This is a genomic window from Pseudomonas sp. AC247 (assembly GCF_979258015.1).
On sequence record NZ_OZ409829.1, the window covers coordinates 5,954,690 to 5,977,416 of the forward strand.

Below are 22,727 nucleotides of genomic sequence, written 5' to 3' on the forward strand. Positions count from 1 at the left end.
CGCGCCGGCAATAAGCCTGAACCCTGAGGAAGTACCTGAATGAAAAAGTGGCAATGTGTGGTCTGCGGCCTGATCTACAACGAAGCCGACGGCTGGCCGGATGACGGCATTGCGCCGGGCACCCTGTGGCAGGACGTGCCGGAAGACTGGCTGTGCCCGGACTGCGGCGTCGGCAAGATGGACTTCGAAATGATCGAAATCAACTAAGTAAATCCAAAGGAGTAAGGCATGAGCGCACCTGTCGTCATCATCGGCACCGGCCTGGCGGGCTATAACCTGGCCCGCGAGTTTCGCAAACTCGACAGCGAAACCCCGCTGCTGTTGATCACTGCCGATGACGGTCGCTCTTACTCCAAGCCGATGCTCTCCACCGGCTTCGGCAAGAACAAGGATGCCGACGGCCTGAGCATGGCTGAACCCGGCGCCATGGCCGAGCAGTTGAAGGCCGAAGTGCGTACCCACACGCGCATCAGCGGCATCGACGCCGGCCACAAGCGCCTGTGGATTGGCGAAGAAGCCGTGCCCTATCGCGACCTGATTCTTGCCTGGGGCGCGGAAACCGTGCGCGTACCGATCGAGGGCGACGCCAGCGATCTGGTGTTCCCGATCAACGATCTCGAAGACTACGCACGCTTCCGCACCGCCGCGGCCGGCAAGCGCCGGGTGTTGCTGCTCGGTGCCGGTTTGATTGGCTGCGAGTTTGCCAACGACCTGATCCTCGGCGGCTACGAAGTGCAATTGGTCGCACCCTGCGAGCAGGTCATGCCGACCTTGCTGCACCCGGCTGCGGCGGCAGCGGTACAGGCCGGGCTGGAAAGCCTCGGGGCGAAATTCCACCTCGGTCCGGTGCTGACCCGTCTGCAGAAAGTCGCCGATGGTCTCGAAGCACACCTGTCCGATGGCCAGGTCATTGCCTGCGATGTGGTGGTCTCGGCGATCGGCCTGCGTCCGCGCATCGATCTGGCGGCCGCGGCTGGTGTACAGGTCAATCGCGGCGTCGTGGTTGATCGTCATTTGAAGACTTCCCACGCCAATATCTACGCCCTGGGCGATTGCGCCGAGGTCGATGGGCTGAATCTTCTGTACGTGATGCCCCTCATGAGCTGTGCGCGAGCGCTGGCACAAACCCTGGCAGGCAACCCGACTGCGGTGAACTATGGCCCGATGCCGATCACCGTGAAAACCCCGGTGTGCCCACTGGTGGTTTCGCCGCCGCCACGCGGTAGCGAAGGCGTCTGGAGCGTTGAAGGGCAGGGCGCCGACATCAAGGCGCTGTGCCACGGCGCCGACGGCCAGTTGCTCGGTTACGCACTGACCGGGGCGGCGGTGATGGAAAAACTTGCCCTGAACAAACAGCTTCCGGCCTTGCTGGCGTAAATACCGGTCGTTCTGTCGGAATCACCCCGCTTTTGCCCCCACAAAGGTCGTAGTGAGACTGGCGCAGGCCTTGTCCGCGTGCCATTCTCACTCCCGTCTGCCGCAGAGTAGAGCCTGCGGCGCCTTGGGCGCTGTTCCAACGAGAACAGCACGGACATAACAACAAAAAACCGTCAAAGGGGCTTCACTAATGCGTAAACCAGAACTCGCCGCTGCAATCGCTGAAAAAGCAGATCTGACCAAAGAGCAGGCCAACCGCGTGCTCAACGCCGTTCTCGAAGAAATCACCGGCGCTCTGCACCGCAAGGACAGCGTGACGCTGGTAGGCTTCGGCACCTTCCTGCAACGCCACCGCGGCGCCCGTACCGGCAAAAACCCGCAAACCGGCGAGCCGGTGAAAATCAAGGCCAGCAACACCGTTGCGTTCAAGCCAGGCAAATCGTTGAAAGACAGCGTCAATCCATAAGGGCGGCGATCGCCCCCGAATAGCGGGGCGCGCGGCATAAAAAAATGGGCATACCGATTGCGGTCGGATGCCCATTTTTTATGCCTGATGATCTTGCTCGGGTCAGGCCGAGAAGAAGTACCGGGTCAGGTGGAAGAAGATCGGTGCGGCGAAGCAGATCGAGTCCATCCGATCCAGCATGCCGCCGTGGCCCTTGATCATCGTGCCCCAGTCTTTCGCGCTCAGGCTGCGCTTGATGGCCGACATCACCAGGCCGCCGAGGAAGCCCATCACCACGATCACCAGCGACATCAGCAATGATTGCCAGAAGTTGAACGGCGTCATCCAGAACATGCAGCCGCCAATCAGCGTAGCGCTCAAGCCACCGCCGACCAGGCCCTCGACGGTTTTCGACGGGCTCACCAGCGGTGCGACTTTGTGTTTGCCGAACAGCTTGCCGAACACGTACTGCAGCACATCGCTCATCTGTACCACAAACACCAGATAGAACAGCAGCAAGGCGTTCTGGCCCTGGAAACCTCGCAGGTCCAGAAGCAACAGCGCCGGGGCGTGGCTGATGCAGTAGAGGCAGATCATCACGCCCCACTGAATCTTCGCCGTACGCTCTAGGAAACCCTCGGTGTCCTGGCTCAGCACGGCAATCGCCGGCAGCAACAGGAAGGCATACACCGGCACCAGCAAGGTGAACATCGAGTACCAGTGCATACCGATCAACAGGTATTGCAGCGGGATCAGGATGAAGAACGCCGAAAACAGCGCGTTGTGGTCACCGCGTGCGGTGGGCGCCAGGGTAATGAACTCACGCAGCGCGAACAGCGAGATAAACGCAAACAGCACTACCGTTGCGTTAGGTCCCAGCAGCCACGAAACGAAGAAGATGATGACCATCCCCCACCAGGCATTCACCCGTTGGTTGAGGTTCTCGATGGTCGCTATCGAACTCTCGCTTTTTGCCCGTCGGGCCAGCACGTAACCGATCGACGAAGCGATCGCCAGCAACCCGGCGATGGCGGCGAAGAACCAGAGGAATTTGGTTTCCAGACTCATTTAGACAACCTCACGATGGCGTCACGCGCCCGTTCCAGAAACACTTGTTTTTCTTCTCCGGCAATTCTTGGCAGTGGGTCGCCGATGCGGATCGTACAAATGATCGGCAGCGGTACGTGTTTGCCTTTAGGCATCGAGCGGTGCAGGTTTTCCAGGTAGATCGGCACCAGATCGACGTCAGGGAATGACTCGGCCAGACGAAACAGGCCGGATTTGAATTCAGCGGGCAGCGCTTGGGTAGAGCGGGTGCCCTCGGGGAAAATAATGATCGAATGGCCCGCGCGAACCACGTCGAAAATCGGTTCCAGCACGTTGACGCCCGGGGCCGGGTTACGCTCGATCAACACGGCGTTCAGGCCTTTTTGCGAGATGTACCGGAGAAAGCGGTTCTTGCCCCAGTAATCGGCGGCGGCCACCGGTTTTACGTCGATTCGCGCCTCCGGTGGCAATGCGGCAATGATCGCCAGGGTGTCCATGTGGCTGGTGTGGTTGGCGAAATAAATACGCTGGCGCGACAGATCCGGTGGACTCTCCCAGCGCGCGGTCACACCGATCAAGAAGCGCAGCAGCGAAATCAGCGCATTACTGATCCACATGGTGATTCCCCTTCAATTGCCTGGCGATGGCCAGCGTGCGCGTAACGCACGTGGCGACGGAACCGATGGCGATAATGATCAGCGCGATCAGCAGGATGTAATGCGTGGCATAAAGGCTGGCTTCGACGGCGTTCAACAGCAAACTCAGGGTCATCACTGCCATTCGATGCTGTTTGGCCATCGGCCCGATGAAACTCTGCGCCAGCCCCAGCGAACCGCCGAACACCCGGACATAAGCGGTCAGCGCAGCGGCCAGCGCGGCAAACCAGCCGAGATCGGACTGGCCGATGGCGTAACCGAGCCCGACGATCAGCAGGCTGTCCGCGAGCCGATCCGGGAACTCGTTGTAGAGACTGCCGATGGCGGATTGTTTGCCACCTTCAATGGCCACCATGCCGTCGAACAGATTGCACAACAGGCGCAATTGAATCGCCACCGCGCAACAGATCGCACCCGCCGCGCCATTGTCGATGTTGAGCGCTATGGCGCCGAACAAGGCAAAAACGATGCTGACCACGGAGATCTGGTTGGGGGAGATGTCGCTGTTGACCAATCGTTGAGTGATGTACTTCGCCCAGCCCGCCGACCGCGTCTTGATGGGCCTTCTGTTGTCGTCCATGTGCAATGTCCATATCAATGATGAGTGCCATCAGTTGATGATGGCGGGTGACAATATAATGACTTTCCCTGACGGCGACGCTATTGGCGTGGAAACAAATTGAAGTAAGAACATTCCCCGACAGCTGTCAGAGAAAACTTTCAAAGAAGTTTTGCGGATAATCGCAACAGTTCGCCGTTTATTACCGGGTGGAAACAAAGTTTAGCGAAAAACAAAAATGCTATCAAATTGATGGCACTTTTGCTTTTGCCTGTTGTCACCGGCAACGGGTTGATAGATGACCAGCATTTCTAGGAAAATTCCTACTTCTATTTCCTGCAAGTGCAGGCATGCTTTCACACATGTTTTGGTACGGATGTTCGAAGTGCCCCGACCGCCCTCATCGGGCCGCTCTAGCTCAATGGTTACGGCCGAGCGTAGCGATCAGGGCAAATATAAATTGATATCAGGGATTCCCCTGTCACATATAGGGCGATCTCCTACAAGCAGCAATGAACACTTCGTCTTGTTGTTTAACCAGATGCTTGCTAGTGGCCATCATAGTGATTACGATGCGCGCACTTGATAGAGCACACACTCAATTGGATGAGTCGCGTCACTGCTCTTCGATACTGTCCCGCGCCGCTGAAACTCCAATAGGCGCACGACTGTAATCCAATTAAAGGCCATGGATGTCCTACTCAAGCAAACTTTCCGCCCATTACCTCGAACTCGCCAAAGTCTCTGTTTCCAAAGAGAATTTTGCGGGCGAAGACGTACGCTTTTCGAGCGAATTCGAGGCCCTGGAAAGTGAGCTGGCCAAAGCCTCGTCGATGCACGAAAGCGGGCAGATCGACTGGCTGAAAATCCGCGAAAACAGCGAAAATCTGCTGCGTACCCAATCCAAGGATCTGCGTGTCGGCGCCTGGCTGACGTGGTCGCTGTACCAGCGCGAATCCTTCCCCGGGCTGCTGGCCGGTCTCGGTCTGCTGCACCATCTGTCGGAAAACAACTGGGCCGACGTTCATCCGCTCAAAGCCCGCACCCGTGCCGCCGCCATTGGCTGGCTGGTGCCGCGTCTCGAGCAGGTCATCACCGAAAACATTGCGATCAAAGAGCAGTTGCCGATGTTCCGGCAGCTCTCCGAACACCTGTCCGGCCTCGAAGCCGCGTGTGCCGAGCACTTGGGCGATGATTCGCCGCTGCTGCTGCCGATCTCCCGTCGCCTGAAAACCATGATCCAGCGCGCGGCCGACAACCAGCCGGCCCCCGGCGTCGTGGGCGCTGCGGTGGCGCAGGTCAAGCAGGCCGCCAGCCAGTTGCTCGCGCCCGGCGCACCGATCGACAACGAGCGCGAGGCGCACAAAGCCCTGCGCGCCCAGCAGGACAGCGCCCGTCCGCTGTGCGCCTGGTGGCTCAAACAGAAAGCCACCGACCTGCGCGCCCTGCGCCTGAACCGCACGCTGCTGTGGATGACCATCGACGCCGTGCCTGAGCGCAACGCCGAGCAAATCACCGTGTTGCGCGGCCTGCCGCTGGAAAAGCTCAAGCTCTACCAGGACCGTTTCGATCAGGGCAAATACGCCGACCTGCTGGTGGAACTGGAGGCGAGCCTGGCGAAGGCGCCGTTCTGGTTCGATGGCCAGAGGATGGTCTGGGAATGTCTCCAGAACCTCAACGCCGAGCTGGCCATGCGCGAAGTGGAAATCCACTTCGCGCTTTTGATTCAGCGCCTGCCCGGCATTGTCGAGTTGCGCTTCCATGACGGCGCGCCGTTTGCCGATCCGTCCACCCGGGCGTGGATCGCCGCCAACGTCATGCCGCACCTGCAAAGCGCCAGCGCGCCGCGCAAGGTCGAAAGCGAAAACGTCGAAACCCAGCCGGCCTGGGAAAAGGCCCTCGAAGAAGTTCTGCCGCTGCTGCGCAAGGAAGGCCTGAAGCCTGCCGTGCAGACGCTCAAGCAAGGCTTGCAGTCGGCCCATGGCGGCCGCGAACGCTTCTTCTGGCAGTTCGCCCTCGCGCGCCTGTGCTTCATGGCCAAGAAATACGAACTGGCCAAGAACCAGCTGGAAACCCTCGATCAGACATTACTGGACTCAGGCCTGCATGCCTGGGAGCCCGATCTTGCATTGGAAGTGCTGCACCTGCTGCACAGTTGCTGCGAGTTGTTGCCGCAGAACCATGCCGTACGTGAACGCAAGGAAGAGATTTATCGCAGGCTGTGCCACCTCGATCTCGAAGTGGTACTCGAATAGGCCCCAGGGCCACAACCGCAAGGAGAAAAGCCATGGCCAAAGAAGGCTCGGTAGCCCCCAAGGAACGCATCAACGTCACCTTCAAACCCGCCACCGGCGGTGCTCAGGAAGAGATTGAACTGCCGCTGAAGCTGCTGGCAATCGGTGACTACACCCACCGCAAGGACGATCGCAAAATCGAAGATCGCAAGCCGATCAGCATCGACAAGATGACCTTCGACGAAGTGTTGGCCAAGCAAGAACTGGGTCTGACGCTGAGCGTGCCGAACCGTCTGCAGGAAGATGGCGAGGCCGACGAGCTGGCTGTGCAACTGCGCGTCAATTCGATGAAGGACTTCAACCCGGCCAGCTTGGTCGAGCAAGTGCCTGAGCTGAAAAAACTGATGGAACTGCGCGATGCGCTGGTGGCCCTCAAAGGCCCGCTGGGTAACGCACCTGCGTTCCGTAAAGCGATCGAAGGCGTGCTCGCCGACGACGAATCCCGCGGTCGCGTACTCGGTGAGCTGGGCCTGAACGCCGCAGCCCCGGACGCCTGAGACTCCAGCCAAGGAAGCCAACACAATGAGCACTAGCGCAGCACAAGAGAAGAGCGCCGAAAACGGCGAGTACAGCATTCTCGACAGCATCATCGCCGAAACCCGTCTGACCCCGGACGACGAAGCCTACGACATCGCCAAGCGCGGTGTGTCGGCGTTCATCGAAGAACTGCTCAAGCCGCAGAACAACGGTGAGCCGGTCAAGAAAGCCATGGTTGACCGCATGATCGCCGAGATCGATGCCAAGCTCAGCCGTCAGATGGACGAGATCCTCCACCACCCGGATTTCCAGGCTCTGGAATCGTCGTGGCGTGGTCTGCAGTTGCTGGTCGACCGCACCAACTTCCGCGAAAACATCAAAATCGAAATCCTCAACGTCTCGAAAGAAGACCTGCTGGACGATTTCGAAGATTCGCCGGAAGTCATGCAGTCGGGCCTGTACAAGCACATCTACACCGCTGAATACGGCCAGTTCGGTGGTCAGCCGGTAGGCGCGATCATCGCCAACTACTACATGTCGCCGAGCTCGCCAGACGTCAAGTTGATGCAGTACGTGGCCAGCGTTTCGTGCATGTCCCACGCACCGTTCATCGCGGCTGCCGGCCCGAAATTCTTCGGTCTGGAAAGCTTCACCGGCCTGCCGGATCTGAAAGATCTGAAAGACCACTTCGAAGGCCCGCAATTCGCCAAATGGCAGAGCTTCCGTACCTCGGAAGACTCCCGTTATGTTGGCCTGACCGTGCCGCGTTTCCTGCTGCGTAACCCGTACGATCCGGAAGAAAACCCGGTCAAATCGTTCGTGTACAAGGAAACCGTTGCCAACAGCCACGAGCACTACCTGTGGGGCAACACCGCTTACGCGTTCGGCACCAAGCTGACCGACAGCTTCGCCAAATTCCGCTGGTGCCCGAACATCATCGGCCCGCAGAGCGGTGGCGCGGTTGAAGACCTGCCGTTGCACCACTTCGAAAGCATGGGCGAAATCGAAACCAAGATCCCTACTGAGGTTCTGGTTTCCGACCGTCGTGAATACGAACTGGCCGAGGAAGGCTTCATCTCCCTGACCATGCGTAAAGGCTCCGACAACGCGGCGTTCTTCTCCGCCAGCTCGGTGCAGAAGCCGAAGTTCTTCGGCATCAGCGCAGAAGGCAAGGCGGCAGAGCTGAACTACAAGCTCGGCACCCAACTGCCGTACATGATGATCGTCAACCGCCTGGCTCACTACTTGAAAGTGCTGCAGCGCGAGCAACTCGGTTCGTGGAAAGAACGTACCGACCTCGAGCTGGAACTCAACAAGTGGATCCGTCAGTACGTCGCCGACCAGGAAAACCCAAGCGCCGAAGTACGTGGCCGTCGTCCGCTGCGCGCTGCGCAAATCATCGTCAGCGACGTTGAAGGCGAGCCAGGCTGGTACCGCGTGAGCTTGAACGTGCGTCCGCACTTCAAGTACATGGGTGCCGATTTCACCCTGTCGCTGGTTGGCAAGCTGGACAAAGAGTAAGAGCGACTCATGGACGGATACGGCAGCCTGTTCGAACGCCTCAACGGCGACGCGCAACTACGCAAGGGCAACAGCCTTGAGGCTTGTGCCATGGCGTCAGTGGCTGCCCATCTGGCCAAAATGCTCAGCACCCGGGCCGGCAGCGTGCAAACGCTGGCCGACTACGGGTTGCCCGATCTCAATGACATGCGCCTGAGCCTGCACGACTCCTTGAGTCAGGCCCGCCTGGCCATCGAAAGCTTCATCGAAGCCTACGAGCCGCGCCTGAGCAACGTGCGTGTCATTTCCCTGCCGCGTGATCACGACCAACTGCGCCTGGCCTTCAGCATTGAAGGCCTGCTGGAAGTTGAAGGATTCAAGCGTCAGGTCAGTTTTTCCGCGCGCCTGGATGGCAGCGGTCAAGTGAAAGTCAACTAAGGAGAACCCCGATGTCTGGCAAGCCTGCTGCACGCTCCACCAGAACATCCGCGCGCGTTCTCCTGATGGCAGTGCCGTTGTGTCTGCTGACGTTCATCGTGTTGAAGGTGTTCAGTTCGCTGACGGCCAAGCCACTGAAAATCTATGACAGTGAATCGGCTAAATGCCATATCTCCCGATACGCAGCTGATTACGCATTCCTGGGTGTGGTGGGCAGTATTTTCGAGCTGTCCAGCAGTCGGTCTTTCTACCGTGTTTACGCAACAGATGGACAACTGTTGAAAACGTCTGAGTGGTATCTGTGGATGAGGGAAGGCAATCCAGGTGTTGCCCCGGAGTTTCACGGCGAGATGATTCTATATCCGGGCTCTGAGGGCTGGGAAAGCTGGATCATTCCAGAATGCCGTTGAGAAAAGTCATTGCAGGTCTGTCGGTCTACCTGCTGGTCGGTGCGCTGTACGTGGTCGTCCATGATTTTGCTGTTGTTTTTTATAAAGCGCACATGGGTGGTTTTACGGATCGAGGTGTCGGGATTGGCGTCACGGCCGAGCTGACGTTTTATTTTTTTATTGTGGTCAATGCGGCTGTTTTTTTTATTCCCGGGCTTTCGGCAAAACTTGTGTCGATCGCGTTGATGGTGAGCGTGATCCTGCTTTATTTCCTGCCGGACAACCCGGTAAGAGCCATGGCTTACAGCGCCCTGACCAGTGTCATGAGTCTGTTGGCCTTGAGCGTTCGCTGGATGGTCGAACGGCAGATCTCGCGACGTTGGCAGGTAGCGTCGTGAGTTTCTCTTCGGTGGTGAAGTGGGGGCGTAGGGCGTTGCTGTTGCTTGCCGCGGCTGTTGTTGCCTTGGTTGCAGCTGCCTGTTACGTGAAAACGGCGGCGTCTCGGCTTGCACACGTGTACTCCACGGACTGGAACGACGCCGGTACTTGCTACATCCAGTCCTACATTCCGCAGTATTCGGCGCTTGGTGTCGCGGGAAGCATTGCGAAGATGTTCACCAGCGAAGCGTTTTTCCGGGTGTATGCCAAAGACGGCACCTTGTTGAAGTCGTCGGAATGGCTGCTGTGGCAGAACGAATTCACCACGGATGAACGCTCGCAGTGGGCAGGATCTCACGCGATCTATCCGACGGTGTCAGGTTACGAGGGCTGGAATATTCCAGCGTGTGGTTAATCAATGAACAGTCATCACGCCAAGGCCCATTAAGGAGAGCTCAATGTCAGGAAAACCCGCCGCACGCGTATCCGACCCCACTGCTTGCCCGCTCCCCGGCCACGGCACCCACTGGGACTGTTTCCGAAGTTTCGCAACAATAGAATTCATCAAGTGCTGAATTTTCTGTGTGTGATGGCTATCCCGCTGATGTTTGCCGTCGGGGTGTATTACATGATGAGTTCAGGGGTGTGACCTTGGCGTCGGTGGCGGGTCGTTCGGCGGCGAAGCTGTCGCGGGTTTTTCTTGCGCTCGTAGTAAGCGTGGCTATCGGCTTTTTTGTTCTGGTCGCCGATGTGTTTGATCGTGAAGCATATGTATCGAATGTCAGCAAGTCTGGTAGCTATAAAGTCGACGTGGTCAGAGCGGGTCCGATACTGGTGTCGTCCAATCTCATCTATCTCCGATTTATCGATCTTAAGCAGCCCGGGCATATATACCGTACACCCCTGATGTCAAAAACCTCATTGGACATGCGGCCTTATGAGGATGAAAAAGTCGTGGGGATTACCTGGGTTGACTTCGATAAGTCTCGCCGAGTTTTCGTATTGTCCCTTCCAAACTGGAAAGAAAGTTGGGCGAATTTTTTCGTCAGTAACACAGCCTATGAAGTGATACCTAACTAATGGTGCTTTTGTCTCTGATTTTCTCTGGGAACATGAACTCGGAATGAACACCTACGTCCGCGTTGCCATGTGCCTGGTTTTCCACGTCGCAGGATGTGTTGCATACACGTTCCTGAACGACGCTGTGGTCGATGCCTATAAAGCCTTCAATGGCGGCTTTACCACGCGTGGCGTGGGCATCGGTATCGCGCATTACACGTTCATTTATATTTTTTTCGGGGTGAATGTATTGGCCGCCGTTCTCCCCGGCCTGTGGGCCAAGCTCGGTTTGCTCGCGCTGATGGTTACCTGGATTTTGTTCATGATGGTGCCCCACAACCCGTTGCGTGCGCTGTTCTACACCGTGGCCCAAGGTGGCGTCACGTTGCTGGCGATTCTGCTCACGCAGGTCATTGAACTGCGTTGGCAAAACCGCTTGCTGACGCGGCGCACGTTGCCTGCCGGTCCTGTGCAGGAGGGGGTGGCATGACCCGATCCGGTCGCCTCGCACACCTTCAGCAAACGCAGATTCTGCGTGCCGATAAAGCCATGGCCGGGGTTGCGCATGAATAGCCGTCGAGTCATCGGTCTGGCCGTGCATGCGTTGGCCTGCGTGATTTATATCCTCATGAACGGCTATGCCGTGGCTGCCTACAAACAGCTGGTCGGCGGGTTGACTTCGCGTGGCGTCGCCATCGGCATGGCGATGTACCTGATTTTCTACTTTTTCGTTGCTGTGAATTTGATTCTGGTCTTCATCCGGCGCCAGGCCCTCCAGTTTGGCCTGGTGATTTTCATGATGCTGGCGATTTTGTTTTACCTGCTGCCGCAGTATCCCGTCCGCGGCCTGGCGTATTGCGCACTCACCGGTGGCCTGACGATTGCCGCCATTTTGCTGACCGGTGCCATCGACAAGGCCTACGCGCGCTTGCGCGGGCAGGCGCAGGTGAAATCGCCAGCGATCCACAGCCGTCGGGCAACGCCGCTTCTGCTGCTGATCACGGCGTTGATCGGCGTGTGCGTATGCACCGTTTTGCTGGCGCTGGGGATTTACGCGGATGCCACAAAGGCCAATGATTCGGCCGTGTCGTATCGCGACACTCAAGGTCACGACGACGGCGGGGTACAGCAATGCGCCTGATGACCCGTTTGAACACGTTGCTCGCCTTCGCCAGGCGCCGACTTTTTCTCGGGCTGACGGCGCTGCTATTGGCGCTGGCGATGTTTGCCACTCCGTTGGTTTCCAACGCCGTGATGTTGCTGATGGAGCGGAGCAACTTCATCCCGGCGCAGTCGTCGATCTGGACCTTTGAACCTTACGAAATCAATCAAGGTTCCTCGTCTTACTGGCTCTACGGTGAGGATCGGGTAAATTACTACTCCTTCACCTACACCCCTGAAACCGCTTACCGCCTGATCGCCAAAAACAATCAGTGTGCGGGCTTCGACAAGCGCGACGTGCGCACATGGTGCACACCATGATCGCGTGGTTGCGGGTATGGAAATGGCTCAATCATCTGCTGAGCCTGATCGGTGCGTTGGCCGTCATCGCCGCCGTGATGTTCTGGGTCGGGTCGAGTCGTGATAATGCGAAGCCGGTGTTGCCCGCGTACCCCGATGCGGTATGGCGCGGTGCGGAGGACGGTGGCTACTTCATCGAGATCACCCGCTCGACACCGCCGGACTATTTCGTCCAGGTGCGTGCAGAGGGCGGCAGTCTGGTCACCGAAGGCTGGACGCGCTTCGCTACCCCTGACGGCAAGCCGTTGACGATGAATCGTGTCGGCGGTGCGGACAGCGAATACCTCTTCATCGATTCGTACGTGCCGATTACCCCGAGCAAAGGAGGGCTCGTCCAATGAAGTTTCTCGCTTGCATGATGTCGCTGACCGCCCTGGCCGGCCTGTTGTTGACGGGCTGCACGACGCAGCTGGTTTATATGAACGACATTTATCTGGTCAACAGCTGCGGCGTACCGCTGCAAGTGCAATCACAGAATTCGACCAACTGGCTGCCGCCGATCGAGCCGCAAATGGTTGCACCGGGCGAGCGCGTCAGCGTGGCCAGCTACCGGTCGTACGGTGAAGACGTCGATGGGCAAGTCAGCTGCCGCTATTCGCTCAGCATCAAAGGGCCTGAACGCACGCGTCTGGTCACTGCCGATGAAATGCGCCAGGCCTTGCACTCCGTCAAACGTGAGAGCGATGGCTTGCAGCGCAGCTGGACTCTCAAGGACGGAGTGTTTTGCCCATGATTGCCGTGTCTGACGAGATGCGCATGTATCTGGCCTTCATCGCCGACAGCGATCTGTTCGGCGGCATCGCGATCTTGAGTTTTCTGCTGATTGTCACGGCGATCAGCAAGCGCCTGCGTCAGTCATGGCTGCATCGGGCGTTGATGTTCATGGTCCTGATTTCGCTGGTTGCCATCGAAATTAGCGGCGGTTACTACGCCTCGTTGCCTCCAGCATGACGGCGCCACAGAACGTGCTCAGTCGCGCGCAACTGGGTTTTTTCATGGGGGCCTTGTGGTGGCCAACGTTGGCAGTGCTGGCGATTTCTTCCTATGACCTGTCGACTGGCGCTTATTCGACGCACGACTCAGCCCAGACCTATTGGCAGTACCCGTTGTGGTGGGGCATTCCCGGGCTGTTGGGGTTTTCGCTGTGGATGTCGCGTGGCGCCAAGCGTCGAACCGAGCAACAAGCAGTGCGGATGGTTTGGATGGCACCTTTGAAATTCGTGCTTTTTTACGGCGTGCCATGGGTGATTTATGGCCTGTGCAGTCTGATTGCCGGGCCGTTTTCGGATGCTTACATGTCCTTCGCCTGGATCATGCTCATACCGTACGTGCTAATCGCCGGTTATTTCTGCGCCGGCGTAACGGTCGCGCTCTACAGGATATTTTTTTGATGAGTTCCATTACCAGGCAGGTAACCCGTGTCGTTTAACCATTACTACCAAAGCGAACTCACCGCTCTGCGCCAACTCGGTCGCCGTTTCGCCGAGCGTAGTCCTGCGTTGGCGCCGTATCTGGGGCAGGCCGGGCGCGATCCGGACGTCGAGCGCTTGCTCGAAGGCTTTGCCTTCCTCACCGGGCGGCTGCGCCAGAAGCTCGATGACGAACTGCCTGAGCTCAGCCATTCGCTGATGCAACTGCTGTGGCCGAACTACATGCGGCCGCTGCCGGCTTTCAGCATTCTGCAGTTCGATCCGTTGAAGCGTTCGGGGCCGGCGTTGAAGGTCGAGCGCGATACGCCGATCGAAAGCGTGCCGATCGAAGACGTGCGCTGCCGCTTCCGCACCTGCTACCCGACCGAAGTGTTGCCGCTGGATCTGGCCGCGCTGAACTACTCGGTGAAGGGCGACGGCTCGCTGCTCAGCCTGCGCCTGGAAATGAGCGCCGACGGCCACCTCGGTGAGCTGGAACTGAGCAAATTGCGCCTGCACTTTGCCGGTGAGCGTTACATCAGTCAGATGCTCTACCTGAGCCTGCTGCGCAACCTCGAAGGCATCGAATTGATCCCGCTCGACGGCGCCGGCAAGCCGATCGATGGCGTCAGCGGCAAGCCGATGGCGTTCAAGATTCCCGGTGACCGGGTCAAACCGGTGGGCTTTGCCGAAGAAGAAGCGTTGATCCCGTATCCGCTGAACACCTTCCGTGGCTATCGCTACCTGCAGGAATACTTCGCCTTTCAGGACAAGTTCCTGTTCGTCGACGTCAACGGCCTGGACATCCTCAAGGCACTGCCCGAAGACACGCTCAAGCAGATGCGCGGCCTCGAATTGCGCTTCGATATTCGCAAGAGCGGCATCATGCGCATGCGCCCGACCCTGGATAACGTGAAGCTGTTTTGCACGCCAATTGCCAACCTGTTCGCCCACGATGCATTGCCGATCCGCCTCGACGGCAAGCAGGACGAATACCTGCTGCTGCCGGCGGAATTCGATCTGGAAAACTGCGGCGTGTTCTCCGTGGAAACCGTGACCGGCTGGAAGCCCGGCGGCCTCGGTTATCAGGAATACGTGCCGTTCGAATCGTTCGAGCATGACCCGAGTTTCGACGTGCCCAACAGCCGTCCGCACTACAGCATTCGCCAGCGTTCGTCGCTGTTGCACGACGGCCTCGACACTTACCTGAGCTTCGGCATCCGCCACACCGAAGCCCACGAAACCCTGTCGATCGAGCTGATGTGCACCAACCAGAACCTGCCGCGCAAGCTCAAGCTTGGCGACATCTGCATGGCTTGCGAAGAGACGCCGGAGTTCTTGAGCTTCCGCAACATCACCCCGGCGACGTCCAGTTTCGCGCCACCGCTGAACCGTGACTTCCTGTGGAAGCTGATCAGCAACATGTCGCTTAACTATCTGTCGCTGGCCGACGTCAATGCGTTGAAGGTGATTCTGGAAACCTACGACTTGCCGCGCTACTACGACCAGCACGCAGAGAAGGTCAGCAAACGCCTGCTCGGTGGCCTCAAGCACATCAAGCATCACCACGTCGATCGGTTGCACCGTGGCCTGCCGGTACGCGGTTTGCGCACCGAGCTGACCATCGACCCGGAAGGGTACATCGGCGAGGGCGACCTGTTCGTCTTCGCTTCGGTTCTTAACGAGTTTTTCGCGCTTTACGCCAGTCTCAATTCATTCCATGAACTGCGCGTAAAAAGCACACAGGGAGAGGTGTACCAATGGACACCACGTATGGGCCTTCAGCCCCTGCTTTAAGCGGGCTGACCAAGGTAATACGCGAGTACTCGCTGTTTCAGGCAGTGCTGCTGGTGATCGACCGGCTGCGCGAAGCACACCCGCACCTGAGCGAAGACGATCTGTACGATCAGGTCGAGTTCCAGGCCAACCCGAGCCTGGGCTTTCCGCGCAGCGATGTCGATCGCGTGGAGTTTTTCGAAGAGCACGGGCAGATGCGCGCGCGCATACGTTTCAACCTGATCGGCCTGGTGGGCTCGGGTTCGCCGTTGCCGGCGTTCTACGGCGAACAAGCCCTGGGCGACAGCGAGGACGGCAACCCGACGCGCAACTTCCTCGACCTGTTCCACCATCGCCTGCAACGGCTGATGCTGCCGATCTGGCGCAAGTACCGCTATCGCGCGAGCTTCCAGAGTGGCGCGCTCGACCCGTTCTCGTCGCAGCTGTTTGCGCTGATCGGCCTGGGCGGCGACGAGATTCGCAAGGCCAAGGAACTCAACTGGAAACGCCTGCTGCCGTACCTCGGTCTGCTCAGCTTGCGGGCGCACTCGGCGGCGCTGATCGAAGCCGTGTTGCGTTACTACTTCAAGCACGAAGACCTGGTCATCGAGCAGTGCATCGAACGCCGCGTGGAGATTCTCCACGAGCAGCGCAATCGTTTGGGCCGCGCCAACAGCATGCTCGGCGAAGACCTGGTGCTCGGCGAACACGTTCGCGACCGCAGCGGCAAATTCCGCATCCACATCACCCAGCTCGACTGGCAGCGATTCCACGAATTCCTGCCGATCGGTTTCGGTTACCAGCCGCTCTGCGCGCTGGTGCGGTTCACCCTGCGTGACCCGCTTGATTACGACATCCGCCTGGTCTTGCGCCAGGAAGAAATCCGCGAACTGCGCATCGGTGAGCAGAACGCCTGTCGCCTCGGCTGGACCAGTTGGCTGGGCCGCGAGAAGGCGGACGGCGTGGTGACCCTGGGCAGCAAAATTCATTAAGGACGTGAGCCATGATCAACGTAGACCTGCAACAACTCATCCAGGCGCTGGACGCCGAAACCCGTCGTGATCTGGAACGTTCGGCCGAGCGTTGCGTCGCCCGTGGCGGCAGCAAGATCCTCGTCGAAGACCTGATGCTCGGCCTGCTCGAGCGCCCGAACGGTTTGCTCACGCGCGCGTTGCAAGATGCCGACGTCGACGCCGGTGAACTCAGCGCCGCGCTGCAATCGCGGGTCGAGCACAGCGCTTCGCGCAACCCGGTGTTCGCCCCGGAACTGGTGCAGTGGCTGCAAGACGCGCTGCTGGTGGCCAACCTCGAACTGGGCCAGACCCAGGTCGAAGACGCCGCGCTGATCCTCGCGCTGCTGCGCAACCCGATGCGCTACGCCGGCAGCCGTTATCAGCCGCTGCTCGCCAAGCTGAACATCGATCGCCTGAAAGAATTTGCCCTGTCGCAAAAAGAGCAACCGGCGGCCAATGGCAAACCGGCCGCGCAGGGCGAATCGCTGTTGCAGCGCTTCACCCACAACCTGACCCAACAGGCCCGCGACGGCAAACTCGACCCGGTGCTGTGCCGTGACGGCGCGATCCGCCAGATGGTCGACATCCTCGCCCGTCGCCGCAAGAACAACCCGATCGTCGTCGGTGAGGCTGGTGTCGGTAAGACCGCCATCGTCGAAGGCCTGGCGTCGCGCATCGCTGCCGGTGAAGTGCCGCAAGTGCTCAAAGGCGTCGAGCTGCTGTCGCTGGACATGGGCCTGTTGCAGGCCGGCGCGAGCGTCAAAGGTGAGTTCGAGCGTCGCCTCAAGGGCGTGATCGACGAAGTCAAAGCCTCGCCGAAACCGATCATTCTGTTCATCGACGAAGCCCACACCTTGATCGGCGCGGGCGGCAATGCCGGCGGCTCCGACGCGGCCAACCTGCTGAAACCGGCACTGGCGCGGGGCGAGCTGCGCACCATCGCCGCCACCACGTGGGCCGAGTACAAGAAATACTTCGAGAAAGACCCGGCCCTGGCCCGTCGTTTCCAACCGGTGCAACTGCACGAACCGACCGTCAGCGAAGCGGTGACCATCCTTCGTGGTCTGGCTCAGGTTTACGAGAAGAGCCACGGCATCTACCTGCGTGATGACGCGGTGGTTTCGGCGGCTGAACTGTCCGCGCGTTATCTGGCCGGTCGGCAGCTGCCGGACAAAGCCGTTGATGTGCTCGACACCGCGTGCGCCCGCGTACGCATCAGCCTCGCCGCTGCTCCGGAAAGTCTTGAGCGCCTGCGTGGCGAACTGGCTGAAGGCGGCCGTCAGCGTCAGGCCCTGCGCCGCGATGCCGAAGCTGGCTTGCTGATCGACCACGAAGCACTCGATGCGCTGGAAGCGCGTCTCGACGAAGCCGAAGACGAAATGGTCGCACTGGAAACCCAGTGGACCGAACAGAAAGCCTTGGCCGAGCGCCTGCTGGAACTGCGTCAGCAACTGGCCAAGGCCCGCGAAGCGGCCGCCGTGGAGCCGGTGGTCACCGTTGAGGAAGACGCCGAAGGCACCGTGATCGAAACCGTTGCCGCTGAGGTTGAAGAAGGCCAGAGCGTCGAAGCGCTGGAAGCCCTGCTCAACGAAACCCACAGCGCACTGACCGCCGCGCAGGTCAAAGAGCGTCTGGTCAGCTTCGAAGTGTGCCCGCGTCTGGTTGCCGAAGTGATCAGCGCCTGGACCGGTGTGCCACTGGCGCAACTGGCCCGCGAACACAACGCCAAAGTCGCCAGTTTCGCCACCGATCTGCGCACGCGCATTCGTGGTCAGGAACAAGCCGTGCACGCACTGGATCGCTCGATGCGTGCCACCGCTGCTGGCCTGAACAAACCTGATGCGCCGGTTGGCGTGTTCCTGCTGGTCGGCCCGAGCGGCGTCGGTAAAACCGAAACCGCGCTGGCCCTCGCAGACCTGCTGTACGGCGGCGATCGTTTCATCACCACCATCAACATGTCCGAGTTCCAGGAGAAGCACACCGTTTCCCGCCTGATCGGTGCACCGCCAGGCTACGTCGGTTACGGCGAGGGCGGCATGCTCACCGAAGCCGTGCGCCAGAAGCCGTACTCGGTGGTGCTGCTTGATGAAGTCGAGAAGGCTGACCCTGACGTGCTCAACCTGTTCTACCAAATCTTCGACAAAGGCGTGGCCAACGACGGCGAAGGTCGCGAGATCGACTTCCGCAACACGTTGATCCTGATGACTTCGAACCTCGGCAGCGACCGCATCAGCGACCTCTGTGAAAACGGTGCGCGGCCAACCGCCGAAGTGCTCGAAGAAACCATTCGCCCGGTGCTCAGCAAACACTTCAAACCGGCGCTGCTGGCGCGGATGAAAGTGGTGCCGTACTACCCGGTCGGCGGCCCGGTGCTGCGCGAGCTGATCGAGATCAAACTCGGCCGTCTCGGCGAGCGCCTCAACCGTCGCCAGCTGGATTTCACTTGGTGCCAGAACCTCGTCGATCATTTGTCCGAGCGTTGCACGCAAAGCGAAAGCGGTGCGCGCCTGATCGATCACTTGCTCGATCAGCACGTGCTGCCGCTGGTAGCGGATCGTCTGCTCGACGCGATGGCCACCGGTGAAAGCCTCAAGCGTGTGCATGCCACGCTCGACGGCGACGCCAGCGTGACGTGCGAGTTCGTCTGAGGTGGGCGTGATGTTCACTCAAGTGCCGCAGCCGCTGGTCTATGCCGAGGCGTTGCTGGCGCAGTTCGCCAGTCTGTCGCGTGCGGCAGACGGCGCTGCGCTCTTGGGTGACTTCGTGCGTGGGCTGGCCGAGTTGAGCGGCTGCGAATTGACGCAGCTGTACCTGCTCGACGCCACCCACACCTGCCTGGGGATGAACGCCGAGTACCTCGATGGCGCCCTGCAACCGCGCGAAGCGGCGAGCCTGCCTGCCGATTACAACGGTGAGCAATTGCTGCAATTCGCCCTGTGCCAGAACCGCGTGGTGTGCCTCGACGACCTCGGCGGCAGCCTGCACGAAACCAGTTTCCTGCCGGCCGCCACGCGCGCCTGGCAATCGTTACTGTGCGTGCCGCTGGTCAATCAGCACAAGGCTGTCGAAGGTCTGCTGCTATGCGCCAGCCATCGCCGCGTCGATTTGCAGGGTTTCGCCGATTCGCTCGGGCAACTTGGCTCGTTCGTGCTGGGGCAGTTGCACTTGCTGCAACGCCTGCGTCAGCCGATGGATGTGGTCGCGCCGACGTCGCGCAGTGTGGCCAATGTCAGCGGTTATGGCCTGATCGGTAAAAGTGCGGCGATGCGCCAGACCTACTCGCTGATCAGCAAGGTCTTGCACAGCCCGTATACCGTGCTGCTGCGTGGTGAAACCGGCACCGGCAAGGAGGTTGTGGCGCGGGCGATTCACGATTGCGGCCCGCGTCGATCCCAGGCGTTCATCGTGCAGAACTGCGCGGCGTTCCCGGAAAACCTGCTGGAAAGCGAACTGTTCGGCTACCGCAAAGGCGCCTTCACGGGCGCCGATCGCGACCGTGCCGGGCTGTTCGACGCGGCCAATGGCGGCACGTTGTTGCTCGATGAGATCGGCGACATGCCGTTGTCGTTGCAGGCGAAATTGCTGCGCGTATTGCAAGAAGGCGAGATTCGTCCGCTGGGTTCCAACGACACCCACAAGATCGATGTACGCATCATCGCCGCCACGCACCGTGATTTGTCGGTGCTGGTCAGCGAAGGCAAATTCCGCGAGGACTTGTACTACCGCCTCGCGCAATTTCCGATCGAGTTGCCGGCGCTGCGTCACCGTGAAAGCGACATCCTCGAACTGGCGCGGCATTTCGCCGAAAAGGCCTGTACGTTTTTGCAGCGCGACCCGGTGCGCTGGTCGGATGCGGCGCTGGAGCATCTGTCTGGCTACAACTTCCCCGGCAACGTCCGCGAACTCAAAGGCCTGGTCGAACGCGCGGTGTTGTTGTGCGAGGGCGGCGAGTTGCTGGACGAGCATTTTTCCCTGCGCATGGAGGCGATGGCCGACGACAACAGTGGCCTGAACCTGCGTGAACGCCTGGAGAAAGTCGAACGCAGCCTGCTGCTCGATTGCCTGCGCAAGAACGACGGCAACCAGACCCTCGCCGCCCGCGAACTGGGCCTGCCACGCCGCACGCTGCTGTATCGCCTCGGTCGCCTGAATATCAATTTGGGTGACTTTGATGGTTGAGCAGAAAGTGATCGCTGCATCCAACAATATCCCTGTGGGCAGTGAAACCCCTGTGATCAGTGAACCCCCTGTGGCGAGGGGATTTATCCCCGATCGGCTGCGCAGCAGTCGTAGTCCGGCAAACGCGGTTTCCCTGCAGAAACCGGGTCACAGGTTTTGGGGGCGCTGCGCACCCCAGCGGGGCGGTGCGACGTTTCGCCAAGTCCCCTCGCCACAGGAGATCGTGGCACCTCCTTGGATTGGCTCTGAGCTTCGGTTTAGAGCCTCCCAAACCAACAAATTCGCTAATAATGGCGCCGCCCGCAAGGGTCGGCGCTTTGTGCTTTGTCTACCCCTGGAGACCCTCTGATGTCTGTTCGTCACTGGCACGCTGTCCTGCTGACCCTTGTCGTTCTATGCGGCCTTGCAGGCTGTAGCGGCAATTACAAATTCAACGACACCGACTATCGCCCGTTGGGTGATCCGCAAGCGGTCAATCGCGGCAAGTGACCGCAAGGAGCATCAAACATGGAATTGGTTTTCGAAATGCTGAATACCAAGCAGTTCGTGCCCACCGAGCTGTGCCAGCGGACCTTCAAACAGGCCGGTGGCGTGATCGGGCGGGGCGAGGACTGCGACTGGATCATTCCTGACCGCAAGCGTCACCTGTCCAACCACCACGCGATTGTCAGCTTTCGCGAAGGCGTGTTTTTCCTCACGGACACCAGCAGCAACGGTGTTCAGGACGGTGAGAGCGGCGCACGTCTGAGCAAGGGCGAGCCAGTGCGCATCGAACACGGCAGCACCTACGTGCTGGGCGACTTCGAGATCCGTGCACGGCTGGTGCGTGACCCGGCGGCGTTCGACGGTGAAGCCGGGCGTCCGCGCGCGGCCGGCAGCATCATCCCCGATGACGCCTTCCTCGACCTCGACCCGCTCAATGCGCTCGAACAGCAAGAACGCGTCTACTCGGAAATCGACGAATTGCTGGCGCCGAACACCGCGCCCGAGGACAGCCGTCAGCGCGCCGACTACGCGCGCATCGACATGGAAAGCCTGATGGTGCCGGAGCTGATCAGCGCCCCCGTCGAGCCTGAGCCTGCGCCGGCGCCGAAAGCCGTCGAGCGCCAGAGCGAAGGTTTCTGGGAGCACTTCGGTGCGGCACTGGGGGTCGACGTCAAAGGTCTCAGCCACGACGAGCGCGAAGCCCTGGCGCTGAACGCTGCGCGCTTGCTGCGTCAGAGCGTCGGCGGTTTGCAGCAGAGTCTGCGTACCCGTTCGGAGCTTAAAAACGAACTGCGTCTGGCCCAGACCACCGTGCAAGGCACCAACAAGAATCCGCTGAAATTCGCCGTTGATCCGAGCGAAGCCCTGCAGATTCTGTTGCAGCCAAGCAAGCCAGGCCACCTGCCGGCCGAGCAAGCCATCTCCCGCGCGTTCCGCGATTTGCAGGCGCACCAAGTGGCCTTGCTGACCGCCAGCCGCGCCGCCGTGCGCGGCACGCTGGAGCACTTCTCGCCGGAGCAGTTGACCCTGCGTTTCGAGCGCGACAACAAGCCGTTGATTGCCACGTCGGGCGGGCGCTGGAGAGCGTTCGGCCGTTATCACCAGGCGCTGCGCCAGGACGATGACTGGAGCGAACGCCTGTTGGCCCGCGACTTCGCCCAGGCCTACGAAGAACAGATCCGCCTGATCTCCACCCTCCACACCGACCACCAAGGATGATGCGCATGTCTCGCCGCTCGACCGCTTTTTTCAAGACGCTGACTGCGCTCACCGTGCTGGTGTTGCTCGCCGGTTGCTCGTCGCTGTCGCCGTACTCGAAAGTGACCAAGATCAACCTGAAACTGACCGGCAGCGATCAGTTGAACCCGGACCTCAACGGGCGGCCATCGCCGATCGTCGTGCGCCTGTTCGAACTCAAGCACCCGGTGACCTTCGAGAACGCTGACTTCTTCAGCCTCTACGAGCGCGCCAAGGAATCCCTCAACCCGGATCTGGTGGCCAGCGAAGAACTCGAACTGCGCCCGGGCGAAACCGTGGAACTGAAACTCAAGGTGGAAGAGGGCAGCAGTTATGTCGGCGTTCTCGCCGCTTACCGCGATTTGCCGGAAACCCAATGGCGCCACACGGTGCAGATCACGCCACTGGAAGTCACCGAAGTCGATCTGACCCTGGACCAGACCGGCATCCGTAACACTAATCAAGTGCTCGCCAAGGCGGATGACTGA

General features: G+C 59.8%; 28 protein-coding genes and 1 pseudogene. 26 read left to right on the forward strand and 3 right to left on the reverse strand.

Features of this window, described 5'->3' with window-relative positions:
• The first annotated feature begins 39 nt into the window (after positions 1–39).
• The 3 genes from ACZZ0B_RS26880 to ACZZ0B_RS26890 all read left to right on the forward strand — a co-directional run bounded on the left by ACZZ0B_RS26880 (position 40) and on the right by ACZZ0B_RS26890 (position 1,843).
• Positions 40–207: a rubredoxin gene (locus ACZZ0B_RS26880; protein WP_007954349.1), complete on the forward strand. Its 168-nt coding sequence runs from the start codon at positions 40–42 to the stop codon at positions 205–207.
• A 21-nt stretch (positions 208–228) separates the two neighbouring features.
• Positions 229–1,377: an NAD(P)/FAD-dependent oxidoreductase gene (locus ACZZ0B_RS26885; protein ID WP_008078758.1), complete on the forward strand. Its 1,149-nt coding sequence runs from the start codon at positions 229–231 to the stop codon at positions 1,375–1,377.
• 190 nt (positions 1,378–1,567) lie between these two features.
• The gene (locus ACZZ0B_RS26890; protein WP_003213368.1) at positions 1,568–1,843 is read left to right on the forward strand and encodes an HU family DNA-binding protein; all 276 of its coding nucleotides are present in this window, start codon (positions 1,568–1,570) and stop codon (positions 1,841–1,843) included.
• 102 nt (positions 1,844–1,945) lie between these two features.
• On the opposite strand, the gene ACZZ0B_RS26895 is transcribed toward ACZZ0B_RS26890, so the two are convergent.
• The 3 genes from ACZZ0B_RS26895 to ACZZ0B_RS26905 are packed head-to-tail and all read right to left on the reverse strand — an operon-like array spanning position 1,946 to position 4,105.
• Positions 1,946–2,890 (reverse strand): phosphatidate cytidylyltransferase, encoded by a 945-nt coding sequence (locus tag ACZZ0B_RS26895; protein ID WP_158836336.1) that lies wholly within the window; start codon positions 2,888–2,890, stop codon positions 1,946–1,948.
• A complete protein-coding gene (locus ACZZ0B_RS26900) occupies positions 2,887–3,486 on the reverse strand; it encodes a lysophospholipid acyltransferase family protein (RefSeq protein WP_008078756.1) in 600 nt (199 codons plus the stop codon). Before ACZZ0B_RS26900 ends, ACZZ0B_RS26895 begins: the two co-directional genes overlap by 4 nt.
• The gene (locus ACZZ0B_RS26905; protein WP_008078751.1) at positions 3,473–4,105 is read right to left on the reverse strand and encodes a CDP-alcohol phosphatidyltransferase family protein; all 633 of its coding nucleotides are present in this window, start codon (positions 4,103–4,105) and stop codon (positions 3,473–3,475) included. Before ACZZ0B_RS26905 ends, ACZZ0B_RS26900 begins: the two co-directional genes overlap by 14 nt.
• A 671-nt stretch (positions 4,106–4,776) precedes the next feature.
• Between ACZZ0B_RS26905 and tssA the strand changes: the two genes are divergently transcribed.
• From tssA to tssJ, 23 genes and pseudogenes are all read left to right on the forward strand, one after another.
• Entirely contained in the window at positions 4,777–6,339 is a 1,563-nt protein-coding gene (tssA, locus tag ACZZ0B_RS26910) for a type VI secretion system protein TssA (RefSeq protein WP_008078749.1), read from the forward strand.
• Positions 6,340–6,371: 32 nt separating this feature from the next.
• Positions 6,372–6,875, forward strand: coding sequence for a type VI secretion system contractile sheath small subunit (tssB, locus tag ACZZ0B_RS26915; protein ID WP_003229587.1), 504 nt, complete (start codon positions 6,372–6,374; stop codon positions 6,873–6,875).
• A 25-nt stretch (positions 6,876–6,900) separates the two neighbouring features.
• Positions 6,901–8,376, forward strand: a complete 1,476-nt coding sequence (gene tssC / locus ACZZ0B_RS26920; RefSeq protein WP_440095985.1) for a type VI secretion system contractile sheath large subunit — start codon at positions 6,901–6,903, stop codon at positions 8,374–8,376.
• A gap of 9 nt (positions 8,377–8,385) precedes the next feature.
• The gene (gene tssE, locus ACZZ0B_RS26925; RefSeq protein WP_008078744.1) at positions 8,386–8,793 is read left to right on the forward strand and encodes a type VI secretion system baseplate subunit TssE; all 408 of its coding nucleotides are present in this window, start codon (positions 8,386–8,388) and stop codon (positions 8,791–8,793) included.
• Positions 8,794–8,804: 11 nt separating this feature from the next.
• A complete protein-coding gene (locus ACZZ0B_RS26930) occupies positions 8,805–9,203 on the forward strand; it encodes a hypothetical protein (protein ID WP_463546645.1) in 399 nt (132 codons plus the stop codon).
• On the forward strand, positions 9,194–9,580 hold the full coding sequence (locus ACZZ0B_RS26935) for a hypothetical protein (RefSeq protein WP_463546646.1): 387 nt from the start codon (positions 9,194–9,196) through the stop codon (positions 9,578–9,580). Before ACZZ0B_RS26930 ends, ACZZ0B_RS26935 begins: the two co-directional genes overlap by 10 nt.
• 116 nt (positions 9,581–9,696) lie before the next feature.
• Positions 9,697–9,975: a hypothetical protein gene (locus ACZZ0B_RS26940; protein ID WP_463546647.1), complete on the forward strand. Its 279-nt coding sequence runs from the start codon at positions 9,697–9,699 to the stop codon at positions 9,973–9,975.
• A gap of 43 nt (positions 9,976–10,018) precedes the next feature.
• Positions 10,019–10,087: pseudogene (locus ACZZ0B_RS26945) on the forward strand (PAAR domain-containing protein); the annotation flags it as partial.
• 118 nt (positions 10,088–10,205) lie between these two features.
• Positions 10,206–10,640, forward strand: coding sequence for a hypothetical protein (locus ACZZ0B_RS26950; protein ID WP_008078740.1), 435 nt, complete (start codon positions 10,206–10,208; stop codon positions 10,638–10,640).
• 43 nt (positions 10,641–10,683) lie between these two features.
• A complete protein-coding gene (locus tag ACZZ0B_RS26955) occupies positions 10,684–11,109 on the forward strand; it encodes a hypothetical protein (protein ID WP_440095981.1) in 426 nt (141 codons plus the stop codon).
• Between the two features lie 75 nt (positions 11,110–11,184).
• A complete protein-coding gene (locus tag ACZZ0B_RS26960) occupies positions 11,185–11,760 on the forward strand; it encodes a hypothetical protein (RefSeq protein WP_008078738.1) in 576 nt (191 codons plus the stop codon).
• On the forward strand, positions 11,751–12,101 hold the full coding sequence (locus tag ACZZ0B_RS26965; protein WP_008078736.1) for a hypothetical protein: 351 nt from the start codon (positions 11,751–11,753) through the stop codon (positions 12,099–12,101). Before ACZZ0B_RS26960 ends, ACZZ0B_RS26965 begins: the two co-directional genes overlap by 10 nt.
• Complete coding sequence (locus ACZZ0B_RS26970) at positions 12,098–12,481, forward strand: hypothetical protein (RefSeq protein WP_008078734.1); 384 nt, start codon at positions 12,098–12,100, stop codon at positions 12,479–12,481. The genes ACZZ0B_RS26965 and ACZZ0B_RS26970 overlap by 4 nt, the downstream gene beginning before the upstream one ends.
• Entirely contained in the window at positions 12,478–12,873 is a 396-nt protein-coding gene (locus tag ACZZ0B_RS26975; protein ID WP_463546648.1) for a hypothetical protein, read from the forward strand. The genes ACZZ0B_RS26970 and ACZZ0B_RS26975 overlap by 4 nt, the downstream gene beginning before the upstream one ends.
• Positions 12,870–13,091: a hypothetical protein gene (locus ACZZ0B_RS26980; protein WP_008078730.1), complete on the forward strand. Its 222-nt coding sequence runs from the start codon at positions 12,870–12,872 to the stop codon at positions 13,089–13,091. The genes ACZZ0B_RS26975 and ACZZ0B_RS26980 overlap by 4 nt, the downstream gene beginning before the upstream one ends.
• Positions 13,088–13,531 (forward strand): hypothetical protein, encoded by a 444-nt coding sequence (locus ACZZ0B_RS26985; RefSeq protein ID WP_158836353.1) that lies wholly within the window; start codon positions 13,088–13,090, stop codon positions 13,529–13,531. Before ACZZ0B_RS26980 ends, ACZZ0B_RS26985 begins: the two co-directional genes overlap by 4 nt.
• 27 nt (positions 13,532–13,558) lie before the next feature.
• Positions 13,559–15,346 carry a type VI secretion system baseplate subunit TssF gene (gene tssF / locus ACZZ0B_RS26990; protein ID WP_158836355.1) on the forward strand — a complete coding sequence of 596 codons (1,788 nt, stop codon included), beginning with the start codon at positions 13,559–13,561 and terminating at the stop codon, positions 15,344–15,346.
• Complete coding sequence (gene tssG, locus ACZZ0B_RS26995) at positions 15,310–16,317, forward strand: type VI secretion system baseplate subunit TssG (protein ID WP_158836357.1); 1,008 nt, start codon at positions 15,310–15,312, stop codon at positions 16,315–16,317. The genes tssF and tssG overlap by 37 nt, the downstream gene beginning before the upstream one ends.
• Positions 16,318–16,328: 11 nt before the next feature.
• Complete coding sequence (gene tssH / locus ACZZ0B_RS27000; protein WP_463546649.1) at positions 16,329–18,986, forward strand: type VI secretion system ATPase TssH; 2,658 nt, start codon at positions 16,329–16,331, stop codon at positions 18,984–18,986.
• Positions 18,987–18,996: 10 nt separating this feature from the next.
• On the forward strand, positions 18,997–20,517 hold the full coding sequence (locus ACZZ0B_RS27005) for a sigma-54 interaction domain-containing protein (protein ID WP_440095975.1): 1,521 nt from the start codon (positions 18,997–18,999) through the stop codon (positions 20,515–20,517).
• A gap of 348 nt (positions 20,518–20,865) precedes the next feature.
• On the forward strand, positions 20,866–21,006 hold the full coding sequence (locus ACZZ0B_RS27010; protein WP_008078714.1) for a hypothetical protein: 141 nt from the start codon (positions 20,866–20,868) through the stop codon (positions 21,004–21,006).
• Between the two features lie 18 nt (positions 21,007–21,024).
• Positions 21,025–22,221 (forward strand): type VI secretion system-associated FHA domain protein TagH, encoded by a 1,197-nt coding sequence (gene tagH, locus ACZZ0B_RS27015; protein ID WP_008078713.1) that lies wholly within the window; start codon positions 21,025–21,027, stop codon positions 22,219–22,221.
• A gap of 5 nt (positions 22,222–22,226) precedes the next feature.
• Complete coding sequence (tssJ, locus tag ACZZ0B_RS27020) at positions 22,227–22,727, forward strand: type VI secretion system lipoprotein TssJ (protein ID WP_008078712.1); 501 nt, start codon at positions 22,227–22,229, stop codon at positions 22,725–22,727.